The organism is Staphylococcus sp. MSU001 (assembly GCF_052976705.1).
The window spans coordinates 1-19,226 of record NZ_JBRIKK010000006.1; the positions used below are offsets into that span (position 1 = coordinate 1).

22 protein-coding genes are annotated in these 19,226 nt (G+C 30.6%); 15 read left to right on the forward strand and 7 right to left on the reverse strand.

All coding sequences use genetic code 11. The features are described 5' to 3' along the window. Positions 1–85: 85 nt before the first annotated feature. On the reverse strand, positions 86–886 hold the full coding sequence (locus ACVBFA_RS03825; RefSeq protein ID WP_002475913.1) for a LysM peptidoglycan-binding domain-containing protein: 801 nt from the start codon (positions 884–886) through the stop codon (positions 86–88). A gap of 410 nt (positions 887–1,296) precedes the next feature. Between ACVBFA_RS03825 and ACVBFA_RS03830 the strand changes: the two genes are divergently transcribed. The 5 genes from ACVBFA_RS03830 to ACVBFA_RS03850 all read left to right on the forward strand — a co-directional run bounded on the left by ACVBFA_RS03830 (position 1,297) and on the right by ACVBFA_RS03850 (position 6,312). Beyond that, positions 1,297–1,956 carry a Bax inhibitor-1/YccA family protein gene (locus ACVBFA_RS03830; RefSeq protein ID WP_002457532.1) on the forward strand — a complete coding sequence of 220 codons (660 nt, stop codon included), beginning with the start codon at positions 1,297–1,299 and terminating at the stop codon, positions 1,954–1,956. Between the two features lie 264 nt (positions 1,957–2,220). Then, on the forward strand, positions 2,221–4,395 hold the full coding sequence (locus tag ACVBFA_RS03835) for a helix-turn-helix transcriptional regulator (RefSeq protein ID WP_126122174.1): 2,175 nt from the start codon (positions 2,221–2,223) through the stop codon (positions 4,393–4,395). A gap of 113 nt (positions 4,396–4,508) precedes the next feature. Then, positions 4,509–4,868, forward strand: a complete 360-nt coding sequence (locus ACVBFA_RS03840) for a transcriptional regulator, SarA/Rot family (RefSeq protein ID WP_126122175.1) — start codon at positions 4,509–4,511, stop codon at positions 4,866–4,868. A 251-nt stretch (positions 4,869–5,119) separates the two neighbouring features. Continuing rightward, on the forward strand, positions 5,120–5,836 hold the full coding sequence (locus ACVBFA_RS03845) for a YebC/PmpR family DNA-binding transcriptional regulator (protein WP_002445853.1): 717 nt from the start codon (positions 5,120–5,122) through the stop codon (positions 5,834–5,836). After that, on the forward strand, positions 5,836–6,312 hold the full coding sequence (locus tag ACVBFA_RS03850; protein WP_126122176.1) for a cupin domain-containing protein: 477 nt from the start codon (positions 5,836–5,838) through the stop codon (positions 6,310–6,312). The genes ACVBFA_RS03845 and ACVBFA_RS03850 overlap by 1 nt, the downstream gene beginning before the upstream one ends. 369 nt (positions 6,313–6,681) lie before the next feature. Here ACVBFA_RS03850 and scdA read toward each other — a convergent pair whose 3' ends face one another. Continuing rightward, positions 6,682–7,356: an iron-sulfur cluster repair di-iron protein ScdA gene (gene scdA / locus ACVBFA_RS03855; protein ID WP_002499628.1), complete on the reverse strand. Its 675-nt coding sequence runs from the start codon at positions 7,354–7,356 to the stop codon at positions 6,682–6,684. Positions 7,357–7,527: 171 nt separating this feature from the next. Here scdA and ACVBFA_RS03860 point away from each other — a divergent pair, with 171 nt between their 5' ends. The 6 genes from ACVBFA_RS03860 to ACVBFA_RS03885 all read left to right on the forward strand — a co-directional run bounded on the left by ACVBFA_RS03860 (position 7,528) and on the right by ACVBFA_RS03885 (position 12,462). Continuing rightward, positions 7,528–8,673, forward strand: a complete 1,146-nt coding sequence (locus ACVBFA_RS03860; RefSeq protein ID WP_002475902.1) for a globin domain-containing protein — start codon at positions 7,528–7,530, stop codon at positions 8,671–8,673. Positions 8,674–8,692: 19 nt separating this feature from the next. Beyond that, positions 8,693–8,878: a hypothetical protein gene (locus tag ACVBFA_RS03865; protein ID WP_002457527.1), complete on the forward strand. Its 186-nt coding sequence runs from the start codon at positions 8,693–8,695 to the stop codon at positions 8,876–8,878. A 294-nt stretch (positions 8,879–9,172) separates the two neighbouring features. Further along, positions 9,173–9,766, forward strand: coding sequence for a DUF402 domain-containing protein (locus ACVBFA_RS03870; protein WP_002475896.1), 594 nt, complete (start codon positions 9,173–9,175; stop codon positions 9,764–9,766). Between the two features lie 80 nt (positions 9,767–9,846). Then, positions 9,847–10,701 carry a LysR family transcriptional regulator gene (locus tag ACVBFA_RS03875; protein WP_002445859.1) on the forward strand — a complete coding sequence of 285 codons (855 nt, stop codon included), beginning with the start codon at positions 9,847–9,849 and terminating at the stop codon, positions 10,699–10,701. A 57-nt stretch (positions 10,702–10,758) separates the two neighbouring features. Continuing rightward, positions 10,759–11,967, forward strand: a complete 1,209-nt coding sequence (locus ACVBFA_RS03880; RefSeq protein WP_070592488.1) for a sugar efflux transporter — start codon at positions 10,759–10,761, stop codon at positions 11,965–11,967. Between the two features lie 6 nt (positions 11,968–11,973). Further along, positions 11,974–12,462, forward strand: a complete 489-nt coding sequence (locus ACVBFA_RS03885) for a DUF456 domain-containing protein (protein ID WP_002445860.1) — start codon at positions 11,974–11,976, stop codon at positions 12,460–12,462. Positions 12,463–12,517: 55 nt separating this feature from the next. On the opposite strand, the gene ACVBFA_RS03890 is transcribed toward ACVBFA_RS03885, so the two are convergent. Beyond that, positions 12,518–13,207, reverse strand: coding sequence for a DUF1129 family protein (locus ACVBFA_RS03890; RefSeq protein ID WP_070592870.1), 690 nt, complete (start codon positions 13,205–13,207; stop codon positions 12,518–12,520). A gap of 441 nt (positions 13,208–13,648) precedes the next feature. On the opposite strand from ACVBFA_RS03890, the gene ACVBFA_RS03895 reads away from it, so the two are divergent. From ACVBFA_RS03895 to ACVBFA_RS03905, 3 genes are all read left to right on the forward strand, one after another. Continuing rightward, positions 13,649–14,068: an SA0632 family lipoprotein gene (locus ACVBFA_RS03895; RefSeq protein ID WP_002499291.1), complete on the forward strand. Its 420-nt coding sequence runs from the start codon at positions 13,649–13,651 to the stop codon at positions 14,066–14,068. Between the two features lie 133 nt (positions 14,069–14,201). After that, positions 14,202–14,498 (forward strand): hypothetical protein, encoded by a 297-nt coding sequence (locus tag ACVBFA_RS03900; RefSeq protein ID WP_002445863.1) that lies wholly within the window; start codon positions 14,202–14,204, stop codon positions 14,496–14,498. Between the two features lie 125 nt (positions 14,499–14,623). Then, on the forward strand, positions 14,624–15,172 hold the full coding sequence (locus ACVBFA_RS03905) for a GNAT family N-acetyltransferase (RefSeq protein WP_002496368.1): 549 nt from the start codon (positions 14,624–14,626) through the stop codon (positions 15,170–15,172). A 318-nt stretch (positions 15,173–15,490) separates the two neighbouring features. Here the strand turns inward: ACVBFA_RS03905 and ACVBFA_RS03910 are convergent, their stop codons facing one another. From ACVBFA_RS03910 to ACVBFA_RS03920, 3 genes are read right to left on the reverse strand one after another with little or no spacing between them, the layout of a single operon-like run. Then, entirely contained in the window at positions 15,491–16,057 is a 567-nt protein-coding gene (locus ACVBFA_RS03910; protein ID WP_002445865.1) for an LOG family protein, read from the reverse strand. Positions 16,058–16,067: 10 nt separating this feature from the next. Continuing rightward, positions 16,068–16,517, reverse strand: coding sequence for a YaiI/YqxD family protein (locus ACVBFA_RS03915; protein WP_002475907.1), 450 nt, complete (start codon positions 16,515–16,517; stop codon positions 16,068–16,070). A 2-nt stretch (positions 16,518–16,519) separates the two neighbouring features. Then, positions 16,520–17,200, reverse strand: a complete 681-nt coding sequence (locus ACVBFA_RS03920) for a hypothetical protein (protein ID WP_126122177.1) — start codon at positions 17,198–17,200, stop codon at positions 16,520–16,522. 195 nt (positions 17,201–17,395) lie between these two features. Here ACVBFA_RS03920 and ACVBFA_RS03925 point away from each other — a divergent pair, with 195 nt between their 5' ends. Further along, positions 17,396–17,860, forward strand: coding sequence for a GyrI-like domain-containing protein (locus ACVBFA_RS03925; RefSeq protein WP_126122178.1), 465 nt, complete (start codon positions 17,396–17,398; stop codon positions 17,858–17,860). 292 nt (positions 17,861–18,152) lie between these two features. Here ACVBFA_RS03925 and ACVBFA_RS03930 read toward each other — a convergent pair whose 3' ends face one another. After that, positions 18,153–19,025, reverse strand: coding sequence for an undecaprenyl-diphosphate phosphatase (locus ACVBFA_RS03930; protein WP_126122179.1), 873 nt, complete (start codon positions 19,023–19,025; stop codon positions 18,153–18,155). Positions 19,026–19,226: the final 201 nt, after the last annotated feature.

Sequence of the window (19,226 nt, forward strand, 5' to 3'; positions counted from 1 at the left end):
TTTATTTGAATTGCCTAAAATATAAAATAAAAAAACTACAAGGTATGCTCCTTTACCTTGTAGTAAAATCATTAATCATCAATGATTAGTGGATAAATGCATATGAAGATACTTCTGAAGCTGGGATAGTACGATAGTTCATATTGTATGGACCATTTGTATAATTCATTTCTGAAATTAAAATACTACCATCACCATTAATACGTTCCACGTATGCTACATGGCCATATGGTCCAGGTGTACTTTGCATAATTGCACCAACAGATGGTGTGTTATCAACTTGATAACCATCATTCGCTGCATTTGATGCCCAATATTTTGCATCAGACCAGTAAGTACTGATAGGTTTACCAGCTTGAGAACGTTTATCGAACACATACCATGTGCATTGACCTTCAGTGTATAAGTTTTGATGATTGAATGAAGGTGAAGTATAATTACCGCTAGTTTGAGTTGCTGTACCACCTGATCCTGAACCAGAACCACCATTAGGGATAGTTAATGTTTGGTTAGGCATAATTAAATAACCATTTAGATGATTTGCTTGCATTAATGCATCAACTGAAACACCATATTTATTAGCTATGATATTTAATGACTCACCTGCTACTACAGTATGTGAAGATGCTGAACTTGAAGAAGTGTTTGAACTAGTACTTTGTGAAGCACTTCCACCTACATTAATAACTTGTCCTGGGAATACCATATTGTTGCTAAGATTATTATTCTGCTTAATGCTTTCTACTGAAGTATTGTATTGTTGAGCAATAGTCCATAAAGATTCTCCAGATTGAACCTTATGTTGTGTAGAAGCTTCAGCATCATGATGTGATAGAACTGCTGCTGCGCCTGAAGCGGCTGTAATTGCAAAGGCTAACTTTTTCAAAGTAACTCCTCCTTAAATATAACAAAGATTTAATTGATTTAAGTTTAATGATTTAGATAATTGTCCCGACAAGTCTCCGTACATTAACTTTTTGTTTTTTTATTACGTACCCCATACTAACAAAAATATTTGACTTTGTGGGCTTTGTTATTATCTTGTAACATTGTTAAAATAATGTATTGTTCTGAACATTTATTAAAGAAAGTTGATATATCGCTATTTATAAGACATATTTCTTTACTTTTCTTAATATTTATTAGATAAATTGTAATAAAGTAAAGTTCATTGTAATGAGTTTTCTAAAACTTCTATATATTTAGAATTTATGAACTTAAATACTTTTGTAATTCTTTATAGTATTGTAAAATTTTTATTACCCAATTATTTAATATAGAAAAGGAGTTATTATAATGTCACAATCGACACACCAATCAACTGATCATAAAAGACAATCTCAAGATAAGAACCAAACACATGCCTATGCAAAAGTATGGTTATATTTTATGTATTATTGGATAATTTTTGGGATTGGTTGTTATTTTGGACAATATCTTCCCATGTCATGGAGAAAACCATTGTCTCTAGGATTGTTAATTCTGATATTAGCAACGTTATTTATTAAACGTGCGCGAAAATATGGTTTAGTGATCTCCCATATATACGCCATTATTGTAGGGTTGCTTTCGTATGCTCTTTTTACGACTTACTTACAAAATTTAGGAGCAGAAGTATTCTATAAAAATATTATTCTTGCTATTGGTGCATTTATAGCTTTTGGTATTGTGGGTTACTTTTTAATAAAAGACGCTTCGAGTATGGGAAAATATCTGTTTGTGACATTAATTGCGCTAATTATAGCTGGGATTATAGGGATATTTATTAATAATCCAATTTTTCATACTGTTATTACAATAGTGAGCTTATTATTGTTTCTCCTTTATACTTTATACGATTTTAATAGAATGAAAAGAGGTCAATTCTCACCAAGAGAAATGGGATTTAATTTGTTTATCAACTTATTAAATATCATCGAAGATATACTTAGTTTAGCAAATCGCTTTAAAAACTAAAGAGATCATGAAGGAATTAAAAGATGTGATCGTGTTTCTCTATCAGAGAGTTTCTGAGTTTTTCATTTAATGTTGAACTCTCAACACGACACATCTTTTTTGTATCTAATTAGAAAAGGTAAAGAACAAAAATAAAAAAATGATTAAATACATCATTTTTCTTTTTGATTTATTTTTTATGTTGTGTTAGATTGTTTTCTGATACTTGTGAAAATTTACATGAATTGGTATGGGCATAAAAGACTGAGGGAAAGAGGTAAAGATATGGCAAATTCTTGTTTGCATATACTTTCAAAAAAAGAATATACGGCAACACGATGTCAAGACGGCATTTTATTATTTTGGCCTATCGAAGGGAGTATGTACTTTCAACAATTTATGAAAGAAAGGATACTCACAGATGAGTTATATATTGTGAATAATATGGATGTGTTTAGTATCAGTGACAATGGCATCACACTAGAAGTATATATTTCTAGTGATTGGTTTACAGAGTTAGGCTATTCTTTTTTCAATTACCATTATACTTCGGATTTAATACAATCTAAGAACGAAATTAAAGAACTAGTTGCTCAACTTACGTTGAATTTTTTAGATGGTAATGTGGATAAAGAACAAGATATTATCAATAAAATTGTTCATATTCTTGCTAATGAAGCTATTATTGACAAAAAAATTGCTGAAGACCAATATATGTATGATTATTATGGTGAGTTAAAGGATGAATTGAATTATATATATAATCACATCGAAGAAAGACTGACCCTAAAAGATATTTCCAATAAGTTGTATGTTTCTAAGTCCAATCTTTCTACGCAGTTTCATTTGTTATTAGGTATGGGATTTAAAAAATATATAGATACACTTAAAATTAGTAAATCTATAGAGATGCTACTTACGACAACTAAAACGATAAGCCAAATTAGTGAAACGTTAGGATTTAGTAATGCATCTACATATTCCAGACAATTCAAAAATTATTTAAGTGTAACACCCAATGCATATCGTGCAATGAAAAAATATGATAAGTATAATGGATGTTCTGATGATGATGTTTCAGAACACTTAAAATCACGTGTCCAATCATTAATATGTTCTAAAATGCCAACGAATGAGTTAGATAATTATGATGAAATTGTTATTGACCAATATCCAACTTCTAATGTTTCAACGTTTTATTCTGTCGTTCAAATTAATTCAATTGACGAAATTAAAATGTTGTTTTTGCAAGGTATTCATAAAAAAATAGGGTATGAAGGTTCAAAAATTATTTTTTGTATTATGCCTAACTTATGCCAATATAAAAATACGTTCTCTCAAGAAGAGATGAATGGTATCATTAAAATTATTATTGAATATCACTTGCACGTTGCATTTAGCATCGATAAAATCGAGCAAATATATGAACTCAATCAACTTTTTACATATCAATATGATAACTTAAAAAATATGAATAAACGTTTTGTTTCAGATTACAATGTGCAATTTATATTTAATTTGGACGAAAAAAGTATTCGAGAAATTTATCGTAATATATTGAAGATACAAAACATCAAATTGGAATATAAAATAGGTTTAGATATTAGTTGTATGTTTAATGACACTGCACAATTTAAATCATTAGCTTCACAAATAAAGCGTTTAAAATTTGACTATCTTTATATTGATAATGCTAGATTAAAGTCACCCTATTTACTTGATAATGAGGAAGGTTTATTACTCAAAAATATCCTGCAACTTAAGCATTTAATAGATGATTTAAAGCAGTTTGACTTTAGTAGTGAAAATTTAATTTTTCTAAATTTATACAATCATCAATTACTGAATAATAATGAAATTGATTTAAGTAATAGTGCACCATTACTATTTCAAGCAATTTCAAAACTAAAAAAACATTTTAAAGGCTACGGATTAAATGTATTTTCAAATCCTAAAGTCTTTAACGCTGTACATTTATTTGATGAGAATGGGTTTAAAACAACTTTTGGCCTGATTTTTAATCATTTGAGTTGGATGATTAATCAAAATCAAATTCAACAACGATTCTATAATATTATTGAAAATACTGATCAATATTACCTCTACTTATATGATTGGCGTGTGATTGAAAGTGAATCGAATGAGAGCGACTTTAAAGATGTTGATATATGGATTAATTTTGAAGATGAAGCGTTAATAGATGAATATATTTGTGTGATTGCTAAAGTTGATGATGAAGGTGGCAATATTAATCATATGATTTCTCAAAATTTACGTCATAAATATGTTTGGTCTACACCGTTCTTGATGAGAGTTGAGGAGAACTTTAGACCATACATGAACATTATGGAACATGACTTTAAAAAGGGCCCATTGAAAATCAGAATGAAATATAATGCAGTATATTTAGTTGAAATATATAAAAAAGGTAAAATAAATAAAAGACGTAGCACAACTTAAATTGTGTTTATTCGTAATTTTGACAATTGTTTAAAAACAAATGTCAAAGACAATTATCCAAATATTTAAGATAATGATATATGCATTGTCACTTATATTTGGAGGTGCAGATTTTGAATGAGCAGAAATTAATTAAATTACTAGAATTTTACAAACAATATAAAGCATTATCTGGATATATAGATAAAAAATATAAGTTGACGTTAAACGATCTTGCTGTACTATATTTAGCTAAAAAATATTGCTTAGATGAGCGAATTCTTATGCAAACTTTTCTAAAACTGGCTACTGGAGAGTTAGATATTAGTAGAACTAAGATTTTGATGTCTATTAGAAGATTGATAGACAAAGAAAAGTTAAATAAAGTAAGATCGAATAGAGATGAAAAAAAAATTTTTCTATATATGGATGAAAATAATATGAGTGAATTTGATGCTTTATTTGAAGATGTTGAAAAATTCTTAAGTTGTTAACGACATTTTAATCACTATACAAAATGTATAGAGAAGTGTCGAAATGAATCAAGCTACATAAAATGAGTTTGCTGTCGTCAAAAGTTTTATTTTGATGACAGTTTTTTATTAAGAATGTTTATTGTATTATGCTGAACAATAGGTATCTATAATGATTGATTTAACAATGTTTGTAACATATTCACAGATTTTACAAAGGCGGTAGCTAAATATATAATATGGTACATAGATGATGAAAGTGAGATGACATTATGGGACGTAAATGGAACAACATTAAAGAGAAAAAAGCCCAAAAAGATAAAAATACTAGTAGAATATATGCCAAATTTGGTAAAGAAATATATGTAGCTGCAAAATCTGGTGAGCCTAATCCAGAGTCAAATCAAACTTTAAGATTAGTATTAGAACGTGCAAAAACATATTCAGTACCTAATCATATTATTGATAGAGCTATTGATAAGGCTAAAGGCGCTGGTGATGAAAACTACGATCACTTAAGATACGAAGGTTTTGGTCCGAATGGCTCAATGCTTATTGTTGACGCATTAACAAACAATGTAAATCGTACAGCATCAGATGTACGTGCTGCGTTCGGTAAAAATGGAGGAAATATGGGGGTATCTGGTTCGGTAGCTTATATGTTTGACCATACTGCAACCTTTGGTGTAGAAGGCAAATCTGTAGATGAAGTCTTAGAAACACTAATGGAGCAAGATATTGATGTCAGAGATGTAATTGATGACAATGGCTTGACTATTGTTTACGCAGAACCAGATCAGTTTGCACAAGTTCAGGATGCATTACGTGAAGCTGGCGTTGAGGAATTCAAAGTAGCAGAGTTTGAAATGTTACCTCAAACTGATATTGAGTTGTCTGAAGAGGATCAAGCTACTTTTGAAAAATTAATCGATGCACTTGAAGACTTGGAAGATGTTCAAAATGTTTTCCATAATGTAGATTTAAAATAATGATGACTGCTGATGATTGGATAAATCGGTTGGGATTAATTTCGCATCCAGAAGGCGGATATTTTAAAGAGACAATGAGAGGCGACAGTAATGGAAGAGCGTCTTTTAGCAGTATTTATTTTCTATTAACACAGCACGATATATCACATTTTCATAGAATAGATGCAGATGAAGTATGGTATTATCATGCTGGCCAGACGTTGAAGATTCATATGATAACCCCAAAAGGTGAATATCAAACTGTTAAATTAGGTAGAGATATAGATTGTGGTGAGTGTTTACAATACTGTGTGCCTAAAGGGACAATTTTTGCCTCTACATTAGATAACGCAGAAGGATATAGTCTAGTTGGATGTATGTGTCAACCTGGATTTGAATACGAGCATTTTGAACTTTTAACACAAGAATCTTTGATTCCTCAATATCCGCAATATGAAAACATAATAAAAAGATTAGCTATATCTCAAGATGATTAATAGAATATATATTAAGTAGAAGAACCTGAGACATCGGTAATAGTCTCAGGTTTTTTAATATATTGACAGTCGATAACTAAATTAAAATATGACAATTTCAATTTTTTTAGAACCCAACATAGAGAATTTCACCGAGAAATTCAACAAGCAAAGCAAGTTGGGGTTCGGGGCCCCAACACAGAGAATTTCACCGAGAAATTCAACAAGCAAAGCAAGTTGGGGTTCGGGGCCCCAACACAGAGAATTTCATCGGGAAATTCAACAAGCAAAGCAAGTTGGGGTTCGGGCTTCTGGACGTGTGGCAACGAATTCAATTTGAATTTTGACATGTGCACGCAGTTAATTAAATGAAGCCTAAGTCTTAATTAATTAACTTACCTTTTTAAATAACACATGGTTTTCAAGATGTACATGTTGGTGTGTTTGATGTTCGATATTTTGTAATCTTTGGTAAACAAGCTTCCATGTTCCACATGCTTCTTCTGGTGCTTGATAATCAGAGGTTAGTTGATTCATAACCTTTAATAATTGTCCAGTATCTTCGTGGTCATTAATTAAATCTTCTAATATGATTTTAATATTTTGTACATCTTGTCCTTGACTATATTGAATGAGTTTAGGAAAGTCCTCCTCATCTTCTTTACGTATATGATCCAACATACTATCACGAAACTCGCGATATAAGTCTTGTAATTTTAATAAGTATGGGTGACTAGGACCATGTACTTTTGTCAATTTAGTCACGTAAGGTGTAAGGTTCTTAAATTCTTCTTTAAGCGTTTCGTGATAAGCTGATTGTATATATTGTATAAGAGATTCAACATTTAAAAATTTAGGATTAATGGTACTGTTACTTTCTGTATTATCAATATGATTCAACTTATTTAACAAGGAATTTAAGTCAATATTTGGTTTATGATTGACAGCAGAAGCGATACTCTCTTGCCCGCCACAACAAAAATCTATTCCTTCATTTCTAAATATATCTGCACTTTTAGGAAAATCTGTTACAACATCTGCAACAATATCTTCTTTTTTAATCATAAAAACTCCTCCTTAATATTTAGTATAGATGAAAAGTAAAAAATTGAATCAATCATAAAGATAAACTTCATAAAATATTCAAATAATAATAAAAAGTTTACAATTCATAAATTTATACTTTGAAAAATAGCATAATAACTATCATAATTAGAAATGAGGGAGGAATGAATCATGCTAACTGAAAAAGAGCAAGATATTATTAAACAAACTGTACCATTATTACAAGATAAAGGAACTGAGATTACTTCAATTTTTTATCCAAAGATGTTTGAGGCTAACCCAGAATTATTAAATATGTTTAACCAAACAAACCAAAAGAAAGGTATGCAATCTGCTGCATTAGCACAAGCAGTACTAGCTGCAGCAATGAACATTAATAATTTAGGTGCAATTAAGCCAGCAATTATGCCTGTGGCACATAAGCACTGTGCTTTACAAGTTTATCCCGAACATTATCCAATTGTAGGTGAAAATTTACTTGCTGCAATTCAAGATGTGACAGGGTTAGAAAGTGACGACCCAGTAATTCAAACGTGGGCAAAAGCATATGGAGAAATTGCAGATGTATTTATCAAATTAGAGCAAGAAATATACAACCATATGTTATGGAAAGGTTTTAAACCATTTAAAATCACAAACATTACACAAGAAACAAGTGACATCAAATCTTTCACAGTTGAATCTGACGAATATGATTTAAGTCAATTCGAACCGGGTCAATACATTACCGTAGATGTTTCTAGTGAAAAGTTACCATATAGAGCTAAACGTCATTATTCAATCATAGATGGAGATGAAAATCACTTAATATTTGGTGTGAAACGTGATGTGACTACTGAACATGAAGGTGAAGTTTCAACAATTTTACATGATGAAATATCAGAAGGTGACATGATTAATCTATCTGCTCCTGTTGGTGGTTTTTCAATAGAAAATACTGAAAGACCGCAATTGTTTATTGGTTCTGGCGTAGGTATGACACCATTAGTTTCAATGTTTAAAAAAGCTGCTTCATTAAACGTTCCAACTCAAATGATTCAAGCGGTTGTAACAGAAGATGAACGACCATTTGCTCAAAAACTTGATAGTATTACAGCTAATCATGAGCAAGCACAGTTACATTTACACGTGAAAGATAAAGAAGGTTATTTAGAAGCTAAAGAATTAGAACAATATTTAAGTGAACAACCTGAAATTTATATTTGCGGTGGTACGAATTTCTTACATTCAATTATAAATTCCCTTAAAGAATTAAATTATGATATGAATCATGTTCATTTTGAAACATTTATTCCTCGTTTAAGTGTTCAAGTATAGTTTTAAAGAAGGTCATATAATGAAAATGAATCCAAGATATGTAAAAGTGTTTTTTCTTTATTTAGTAAGTACATTTATTTCTGATCGCTTAACAACGAAGAAATCTTTGTGCAAAACATTAATGCAAGGCATTTTAGGTTATGGTTTATTTGCATTAGGGTTAAAGTACTTAACTATTAAGAAAAAACAACATCAAGCGCAATAGAATTTTAATGATTGTTTTACCATTATATAAAATAGGTATTTTATCAAGCAACGAGTAACAGTGTTTATGACTCTGTCACTCGTTGCTTATTTTTATGTTCACATTTGTTTTTTTAATTTCAATATTCATGTGATAAAACCTAGTATTTCTATCTATTTTAAGTAAAATACATCTATTTATAGTAGAATAGTCTTAATGATTTAATAAGAACATTTATGTAAACAGCATTTATCTGAGACTTAAGATGACATTGACACCCTAGTTTAATATAATAAAAGCAAGGAGTTGGTGACTGTGAAAGTAAAATATATAGACAAACGTCACTGGCGTCGCCTGGTAGAGAGAGAATATACAGAGGTTAAAGTTAATAATAATAGATTTAAAGGTATTATAGGCTTGGTCACGATGAAAAAGGTTCGTGAGCCTTTAGAGGTGACGGTAGTTGGACAAAACATAATAGTTGCAGATGACAATTATAAATGGTTACAGATACTACCGGATAAGAAGCGGTATAGTATAACTGTCATGTTTGATAATAAAGGTAATCCATTAGAATATTATTTTGACATTAATATAAAGAACATTACTCAAAAAGGAAATGCACGTACCATCGATTTATGTTTAGACGTTCTCGTTCTACCTAATGGTGAGTATGAACTTGTAGATGAAGATGATTTAATGTACGCACTACAAAATAAACAAATTTCAAAGAAGCAATATCATGAGGCTTATATTATCGCCCATCAATTAATGATTGAAATAGAAGATAATTTTTCAGAAATACAAGATAAGGTTATGCGTTGTTATCATAAAATCAATCATAAAGCACAGAAAATGAAACATAAACGTCCCTATAAAGCTAAAAAGAAATCACACCGACGACATTAACTATTTTAATCAATTTATCGATGATGGTAAGTTAAGTCGTTTCACTAAGATTAAAGTATAAACATATGTAGGGGGACGCTATGAAAATAGATGATTATCGTTTGCTCATTACTTTAGATGAGACAAAAACTTTGCGCAAAGCAGCAGAAATTCTATATATATCTCAACCTGCAGTTACTCAACGTTTAAAAGCAATTGAGGCAGCATTTGGAGTTGAGATTTTTATTCGTACAAAAAAACAGCTCATTACTACGACTGAAGGTTCAATGATTATTGAACATGCGCGTGATATGCTCAAACGTGAGCGTTTATTTTTTGATAAAATACAAGCACATATCGGTGAAGTGAACGGTACAATTTCAATCGGTTGCTCTTCGCTTATTGGACAAACATTACTTCCTGAAGTATTGAGTCTTTATAATTCGCAATTTCCTAATGTGGAGATTCAGGTTCAAGTAGGATCTACTGAACAAATAAAAGCGCATCATCGAGACTACCATGTGATGATTACACGTGGAAATAAAGTAATGAATTTATCGAATACACATTTATTTAACGATGAGCATTATTTTATATATCCTAAGGATCGTAAGGAAGATGTAACTAAACTGCCTTTTATTGAATTTCAAGCAGATCCAATTTATATTAATCAAATTAAACAATGGTATAACAATCATTTGGGACATGATTATCACGCGACGATCACAGTTGATCAAGTTGCCACATGTAAAGAAATGTTGCTTAGTGGTGTAGGGGTAACAATACTACCAAAAATTATGATAAAAAATATCGACAAGAACATGTTTGAATTTGAAAAAGTCACTATTGATAAAAAGCCGCTTATTCGGTCAACATACATGAGTTATGACGCAAGTATGCTACAACTTCCTCAAGTAGACGCATTCGTAAATTTAATGTTGAACTTTATTAGGTAATTGAGGCTAAATTTTGTTGTGTAACTGCAATCTAAAAATAGGATAGAGGTCGAGAAGATGTTTACAGCATTATTGCAAATAAAGAATTATAAATTGTTTGTGGTCAATATGTTGTTACTAGGTATGGGAATAGCAGTGACTGTACCTTATTTAATTTTATTTGCTACAAAAGATTTGGGGATGACGACGACACAATATGGACTGCTACTTGCACTTGCTGCGATAAGTCAGTTTATAGTCAATTCCATTATTGCAAGGTTTTCTGATACACATCACCTTAATAGAAAGATTCTAATCATCACTGCTTTGTTTATGGGGGCAGTGAGCTTTTCAATTTATTTCTACGTTCATCAAATATGGTTGTTCATCGTGCTATATGCGCTGTTTCAAGGTTTATTTGCACCAGCAATGCCACAATTGTATGCCTCTGCCAGGGAATCAATCAATGCTTCAAGTTCACGTGATCGTGCTAAGTTTGCTAATACTGTTTTACGTTCAATATTTTCACTTGGTTTTTTATTTGGGCCATTTATAGGTGCGCAACTTATTGAGTTAAAAGGTTATTCTGGATTATTTGGTGGCACAATAGCTATTATTTTATTTACTTTAATTTTACAAGTGTTTTTTTATAAAAATTTACCGGTGAAAAATCAAATTTCTGAACAACAGCATATTGAGAAAATTGCACCAAATATGTTTAAAGATAAATCATTATTTATTCCATTTATAGCGTTTATATTACTTCATATTGGGCAATGGATGTATACGATGAATATGCCACTTTTTGTGACAGATTATTTAAATGAAAAAGAAAGGTATGTAGGCTATTTAGCAAGTTTATGTGCGGGTTTAGAAGTGCCGTTTATGGTTATTTTAGGTATATTATCAGCTAAATTGCCAACTCGAACTTTATTGATCATTGGCTCTGTATTTGGTGGCGCATTTTACTTTAGTATTGGTGTATTTAAAAATTTTCATATGATGCTTGTTGGGCAAATATGTTTAGCCATCTTTCTAGCAATATTACTAGGTCTTGGGATTAGTTATTTTCAAGATATTCTTCCTGATTTTCCTGGTTATGCATCAACACTTTTTGCCAATGCCATGGTAATAGGACAACTTGGTGGTAATTTGCTAGGTGGTGTGATGAGTCATTGGGTTGGTTTGGAAAATGTATTCTTTGTCTCAGCAAGTTCTATCTTCGTAGGGATGATACTCATCTTGTTTACGAAAGATCAAAAAATTACAATAGAAGATGTGGAGTAGATAGAGATGACAGCGATATTATGGATTTTAATTATTATAGCCTTTGCATTAGCATTTATTGGTTTAATTAAACCGGTGATACCATCACTTTTAATGCTATGGATTGGGTTTTTAATTTATCAATTTGGTTTTCATGATGGAAGATTATCGTGGATTTTTTATGTTGCAATGATCATCTTTACCATTATGATATTAGTAGCCGATTTTGTGATGAATAAATATTTCGTCAATCGTTTTGGAGGAAGTAAAATAGGTGAATACACAGCGCTCATAGGTGTGATTGTAGGGTGTTTCGTTTTTCCTCCCTTTGGTATTATCATTATTCCTTTTGTTGCTGTGTTCATTGTTGAATTGGTTCAAGGATTTAACTTTCAACAAGCTATAAAGGTGAGTTTTGGCTCAGTGATTGCATTTTTAGCGAGTACAGTTGCTCAAGGTCTAATAATGATTGTGATGGTTATTTGGTTCTTTTTAGATGTCTTTCTAATAAATTAAATTGAGATCAAATAAAGACTTACACTCAAAACAAACGTTTTGAGTGTAAGTCTTTTTATATGCGTGTATTTGCTTCTTTATTATAAAAGTGATGATTCACATAAAATGAAATAGGGGTGATTATTATCGCAATAATGATGAAAGTCCAATTACTAACTTTAATATATGGTCCAAACGCTAAAAATGATTGCGGTATAAAAAAAACATAAAAAAGAGTGATTAATAATAATGCAATGACACCATAGGTGAGCCACCAGGTCCAATAAGAGTTGTTAAAGCACTGTAATTGTACCGTTTTAAAGTTCATCCAAATAAATAAAAATATAATTACTAAACCAATAATGACAGTTAGGGGAAACGTATAAAAATATAGTAAATTACTATCGCCCCCTATAAAAAAGCCAATCAATCCTTTGAGAAAACAAAAAATACCTATTAAAAGAATGAAGTTATGACTTATATATTTAAAAATGTTTTTAAATGTTTCATTTGGGAGTGCTCTTATCTCTTTTTTAGCATGTGCTTTAGGATCATGGTTGAAAAACTCCATCGCAAGCATTCCAGTGTCACCTGCACGAATTAAGTGTTTCAAAGTACGGTTTAACATTAATTCTGAATCATGAGGGTTAACACGTAAGTCAGCACGCACATATGTCATGTAATTTTCAAATATTTCACGATCGGTATTGTTCAGTCGTAAAGCTTTGACATTATTCTCCTTTGTTAATTGCGCAGTGGATTTCATAATAAAATACTCCCTTAAATTTTAAATTCATAAATAAATACTACTTTAAAAAGGATAACTAAGCTAAATTATCATTTAAAAACATGATGATTAGTATGATAAACACAATCATATCATAATTATTACCTGTATATCATTACTCTTATACAAGTTCAAACGGCTATTGCACAAAATGATAAGAATTGTAAATCTTTTTTCTATTTCACACAAATATCGTTTAATTTTGATAAAAAAGCGCGAATGATATCATAACTAAAAATATAGCTTTAATAAAAGTAAACTTTTATAAATAAAGAGTAAATAATTTCCCATTAAATATATATGTTACTTTGTGAAATTAAATGTAATGAAATGAATTGATATTTTATGTTAAAAAATGATTAAATCAAAAAACCATGTTAAAATAAAGTGTATCGATGAGTAACTACAAAGGAGTCTATCATGAAAAAATGGTTAACCTTACTATTAATTACAACATTGGTGTTAACTGCATGTGGTAAAAGTAACGAAAAAGCTTCTTTAGAAAAAAGCATTGACCAATTAAAAAAAGAAAATAAAGATTTAAAAAAGCAGAAGAAAAAGTTACAAGAGCAAAAGGATAAGCTTAAACACAAACAGGATAGTCTCCAAGAAGATGTAAACGAATTACCTGCTAAAAGCACATCCCGAGATAAGAAAAATAAAGATAATCATGATGCAAAAGAAAAGTCTTCAAATAATCAATCAACATCTGCTAATCATGATGATCAAACTAACAAAATAAAAAGCAATCAAGATGAACATGACGGTCAATCCTCTAAACCACATACACAGCAGAAGCCATCAGAGGATAATAGAAAAAATAATCATCGACAAGAATGATAGTAGTTATTCCTAACGTTTGAATACGAAATGAGAAGGGTATTATATGTGGCGAATAGGTATTAGTGAGTTTAACAAACATTTAGATTGGAAGATAGCGAATAGTTGATAGCTTTAAGAGGAGAGAAGAACGATGCATGAACAAGATTTTAATATTTTAGAAGGTAAAAAGATGACATTAGTAGAGTTAGGTCGTGAGTTAGAGAATCTGACTGGTCGAACTATTAAAGATACAACAGGTGATATTAAACGAGTCATTGCACATTTGCCTAACTTTGAATCAGATACAGATACATTTGTGGCAACATACCACCTTAATCACCAAAATGATTTTATTGATGCGACGTTTGTTGCACCTAAAAATCAAAGTGATCGTTTGAAAGAAATACCGGTACACATTAAACTGATTAGTTATATTTCTAAAAACTAATAAATATAAAAAAGAATATATGTTTAAATAACGCGATATGAGTAGAGTTAAAAACTTCATAACGCGTTAATTTTATATTAAAATATAGGCAAAATAAACATTTTCGATTAAATGGAGTGTTTAAGATGGTTATTTATATTGAAACTGAACGTTTAAACTTAAGAGATTGGAAAACCGAAGATTTATTACCCTTTCAAAAAATGAATGCTAATACGCAAGTACGTAGATACTTCCCTAGTTTACTTAGTTATCGTCGTTCTGAGATAGACATGGAAAATATGGATAGCATAATACAAGAAAGTGGCCTAGGTTTATTTGCTGTCGAGTTGAAAGAGACGGGAGAATGGTTAGGTTTTATAGGTGTGAATTACGTATCAAAAGATAGCCATTACCCTTTTAAAGAGTTACCGTTTTATGAAATAGGGTGGAGGCTAATTCCAGAAGTATGGGGAAATGGTCTAGCTACAGAAGGGGCGGAAGCCGTAATGAAATATGCTAGAGATAAAGGAATTAAAGAATTATATAGTTTTACTTCTGAAAATAATTTGCCCTCTAGAAAAGTCATGGAAAAATTAGGAATGACTTTTTTAGACAATTTTGAATATCCGAATCTTAGTAAATACCATCCCCTTAAACGTCATGTAAGATATTATAAAGAGCTACTTCCTTCTTGAAAGGAAAGTTAGTAGTTCTTGTAAAAATGAAAATTATGACTCATAAAAGCGCCTACATGAAATGGGATTTGTAGTTTTTGTATAATTGAAAATGATCATCCATATAATAAAGAACTGAAGAATAATAAGTTAATAATATAAACTACAAAGTTATTAATTACCAAATTTCTACTTAAATAAGATACGATTATGTTTATTTGATACTTAATTTTAAGATAAATTTTAATAAAGATGAAAGAGTTTGATAATTTTATTGAAAAATACCCACAAATGTTTCTTTAGAGGAAATCATTTGTGGGTTCTCTACTTTTTACGTTATTAATCGTATGTACGTACACCTAACGGTTTGTAATGTTTAAGTCCTTCGATGAGTGATTCTTTAGTATCATATAATGGGGCAAGTTTTTGATATTTCTCATCAATAAATCCTTCTTTAATCATATGGTCGATTAAGTGTTGTAGTGGCTCAAAGAATCCATTTAAATTAAATACACCAATAGGCTTTTGGTGTATACCAATTTGAGCCCAACTATACATTTCAAAAAATTCTTCTAATGAACCAGCGCCACCTGGAGCCATAATAAAAGCATCGGCAAGTTCAGTCATTTTATTTTTTCGCTCATGCATAGAATCTACTAATATAAGCTCACTTACTTTTTGACTTGTTATTTCTCGTTCATCTAACATTTTAGGCATGACGCCGATAGCTTTACCACCATGCTCAAGTACGCCATCTTGAATCGCTCCCATAATGCCGACTGATCCTGCTCCGAATACAAGCTCGTATCCTTGTTCAGCCATATATTTTCCTAATTCGTATGCCTCTTTAACGTAAGACGGGTCTTTTCCTTTACTTGCACCACAATAAACAGCAATTCTTTTCATAATATGCCTCCTAGATTTGATTAATGATTTTTCTAAAAGCCTGCTCGAATTTAAGTCTATCTTCTGTTGTGAAGGGAGGAGGGCCTTTGTGACGACCACCTCGTCTTCTTATTTGAGCATTTAGATATCTTTGATCTAATAAGCTTTGGATGTTGTCTGAGTGATAAATATTTCCTTTATGATGCATGACAGTATGTACTTTGTCTATCAGTAGACTGGCAAGTCCATAATCTTGTGTGATGACGATATCATTATTGCTAGCAAGTTCGACTATTTTATAGTCTACCGCATCGGGACCGTCATCAACATATACAGTTTTTACATGTTCGGGTTGTATTTGTTGTGAAAAATGGCTAAAACTTCTTAAAATCGTAACAAAAATGCCTGTCCCTTTCGTCAATTCAATGACAGAATTAACAACAGGACAAGCATCTCCATCTATAATTACGTTAGTCTTCATGGTTAAGAATGATTTGATTCCTTATGTTGTTTTACGACACTGTCAGCCACGTAATTTTCATATTTTTTAAATTCTTTTTTTCTAGCTTTTTCTGCTTCTTCACGCTGTTTTTGTTCTTCTTTATGACGTTTTTCAATATTCTTTTGAAGCTTTTTGTCTAGTTTTTTAATATCTTTACGATTATCTTTTTCTAGTTTTTCGCCTTTTTTCTCAATTTCGTGATCTATTTTACCAGGAGTTAAGCCAACTTGCTCTTCGTATTTTTGAGATTTTTTCATGTCTTTAATACGTTGTTTCTGATTAGCTTCATGTTGTTTTTGTTCTTCTTTATGACGTTTTTCAATATTCTTTTGAAGCTTTTTGTCCATTTTGTCTGCTTCTTTACGATTTTGTTTAGCTAATTTTTCGCCTTTTTTCTCAATGTAAGCTGGATCATTTTCCTTCGCAATTTTCTTCAATTCACGCTTATTATCAAATTCTTGCTTTTTATCTCCTACGTACTCTTTGACGTCTGAAGCTTTATTTGAAATTGCAGATGTTGTTTTTGAAGTTGCTTTAGATGTAGCATTAGTTACTTTCTGTACATCTGGATGTTTTTTAATACGCTTACGTTCAGTTACTAATGGTACGATAACGATTGGTAATACATTGATAAGTGTTTTAATGAGTTTCTTTTTGTCCATACACGTTGCCTCCATAACTTTTACTATTCTTTTTCATACCCTATGATACATGAAAATAAACGATTGATACTAGTTGTATGGTTGAAAATGAATTTTTCATATTAACATCATAAAGCGTTTTTTGTATAACAAAATTTTAAAATTCATATTGCAAAAAATTTTAACTCGGGTTACTTTCTCAGTGGAGGCGATAATATGAAATATAAGATTGAAAAATTGGATGACAGTAGCGTCGTTTATATGAGAATGATAGGTACTTATCAAAGTGATAAAAACTTTGAAATGATGAAGGCCTTTAAGCATTGGATTCATACTCATCATTATTGGAAATATGTTGAGAAATACGGTGTGTTAGGTATAGCATTAGATAATCCTCTCCACGTTCAAAGTAATCAATGTAGATATGACGTTGTTTTGAGAATAGATGAAACAGTAAATGATCAGACAATATCTAAAAGAAATTTTATAGGTGGCATTTATGCTGTGTTTAAAATTAGTCATACAAAAAGAAATATAGAGAATTTCTTTAGTCATTTAGAAAATATTTTAAATGAAACTCATTTGCGTATGAGAAATGAACCAATTATAGAGAGATACATTGAGGAAGAGGGAACAGATAAAGTGTGTGAAATGTTAGTGCCTATCTATGAAGTAAATTAAAAAAATAGACAAATTCGATATTTTTTAGTACTCATACTAAAAAACCTTTATAGCAACAAAGTACATTTTATTTATAATAAAGAAAATATAAGGAACAATAAGTTTAATAAAAAACTCCCACCTGTCTGGCGAGAGTTTAATGATTGGTAACTTTCATTACCTAGTAAAACCTGAAACATCTTACAATATTTCAATTTTATACGTAATGATGGTAAACATACTGAAAATAAGTTGATATACAACCATTTCTATATTATTGAAATAGACTAATATATTTCATACGTGTGTTTTATTAAATTCCTTTGCCAATACCGAATCCGAAGTATAGGATTGCTATAAAAATAACTAAGACAATTCTATAAATGGCAAAAGGGACTAACTTAACTTTATTAATTAAGTGTAAGAATGTTTTAATTGCAATTAATCCAACAATAAATGCCGCTAAAAATCCTAAAATGTAGAATGGTATATGTGCTAAATGAATGTACTCATAATGTTTTAGTAAAGATAACCCACTTGCAGCTAACATAATAGGTACCGACATAATAAAAGTGAAATCAGATGCAGCTTTATGATTCAATTTCATAAGAACACCTGTTGAAATCGTTGAACCAGATCTACTAAATCCAGGCCACATAGCTATTGCTTGAGAGATACCAATAACAAATGCTTGGAAATAATTAATTTGATCTACTCTTTGAGGATGCTGAACAGTTTTAGAATACTTATCAGCTATAATCATATAAATAGCACCTATAAATAAACCAATTAAGACTGTTGGAACACTAAATAAGTATTTTTCAATTAAATCATCAAATAAAAATCCTAAAATCCCTGCTGGGACCATACCTACTAATACATGTATTAAATTCAGACGTCGTGGTTTTGAACGTCTATCTCCTAAAGTGGAAGGTTCAGGTTTATGTTGACCAATGTGTAAAATTTCTAAGAAGCGTTCTCTAAATACCCAAGCAGCCGCAAATACCGAACCTAACTGTATAACAACTTTAAATGTGAATGCTGATTGAGAACCGAGAAAATTAGTTGACTTTAACCACATATCATCGACAAGTATCATGTGCCCAGTAGAAGAAACAGGGGCGAATTCGGTAAGTCCTTCTACGATACCTAAGATGATGCCTTTTATTAATTCAAGTAAAAACATACTTTACCCACTTTCTTATCTCTATTAATTTATTACTAGTACTCAAAATACCATATTATCATAGCATAGAAAATCATATTGATGGTGTTTACAATCTAAATACTAGACCAAAGTCTTATAAATGTATTAAGTTATGACTAGAATTATTCTGTGAGCGAAATGATTTTAATTTTTTGTAAACACTCTATAATATATGTAGGT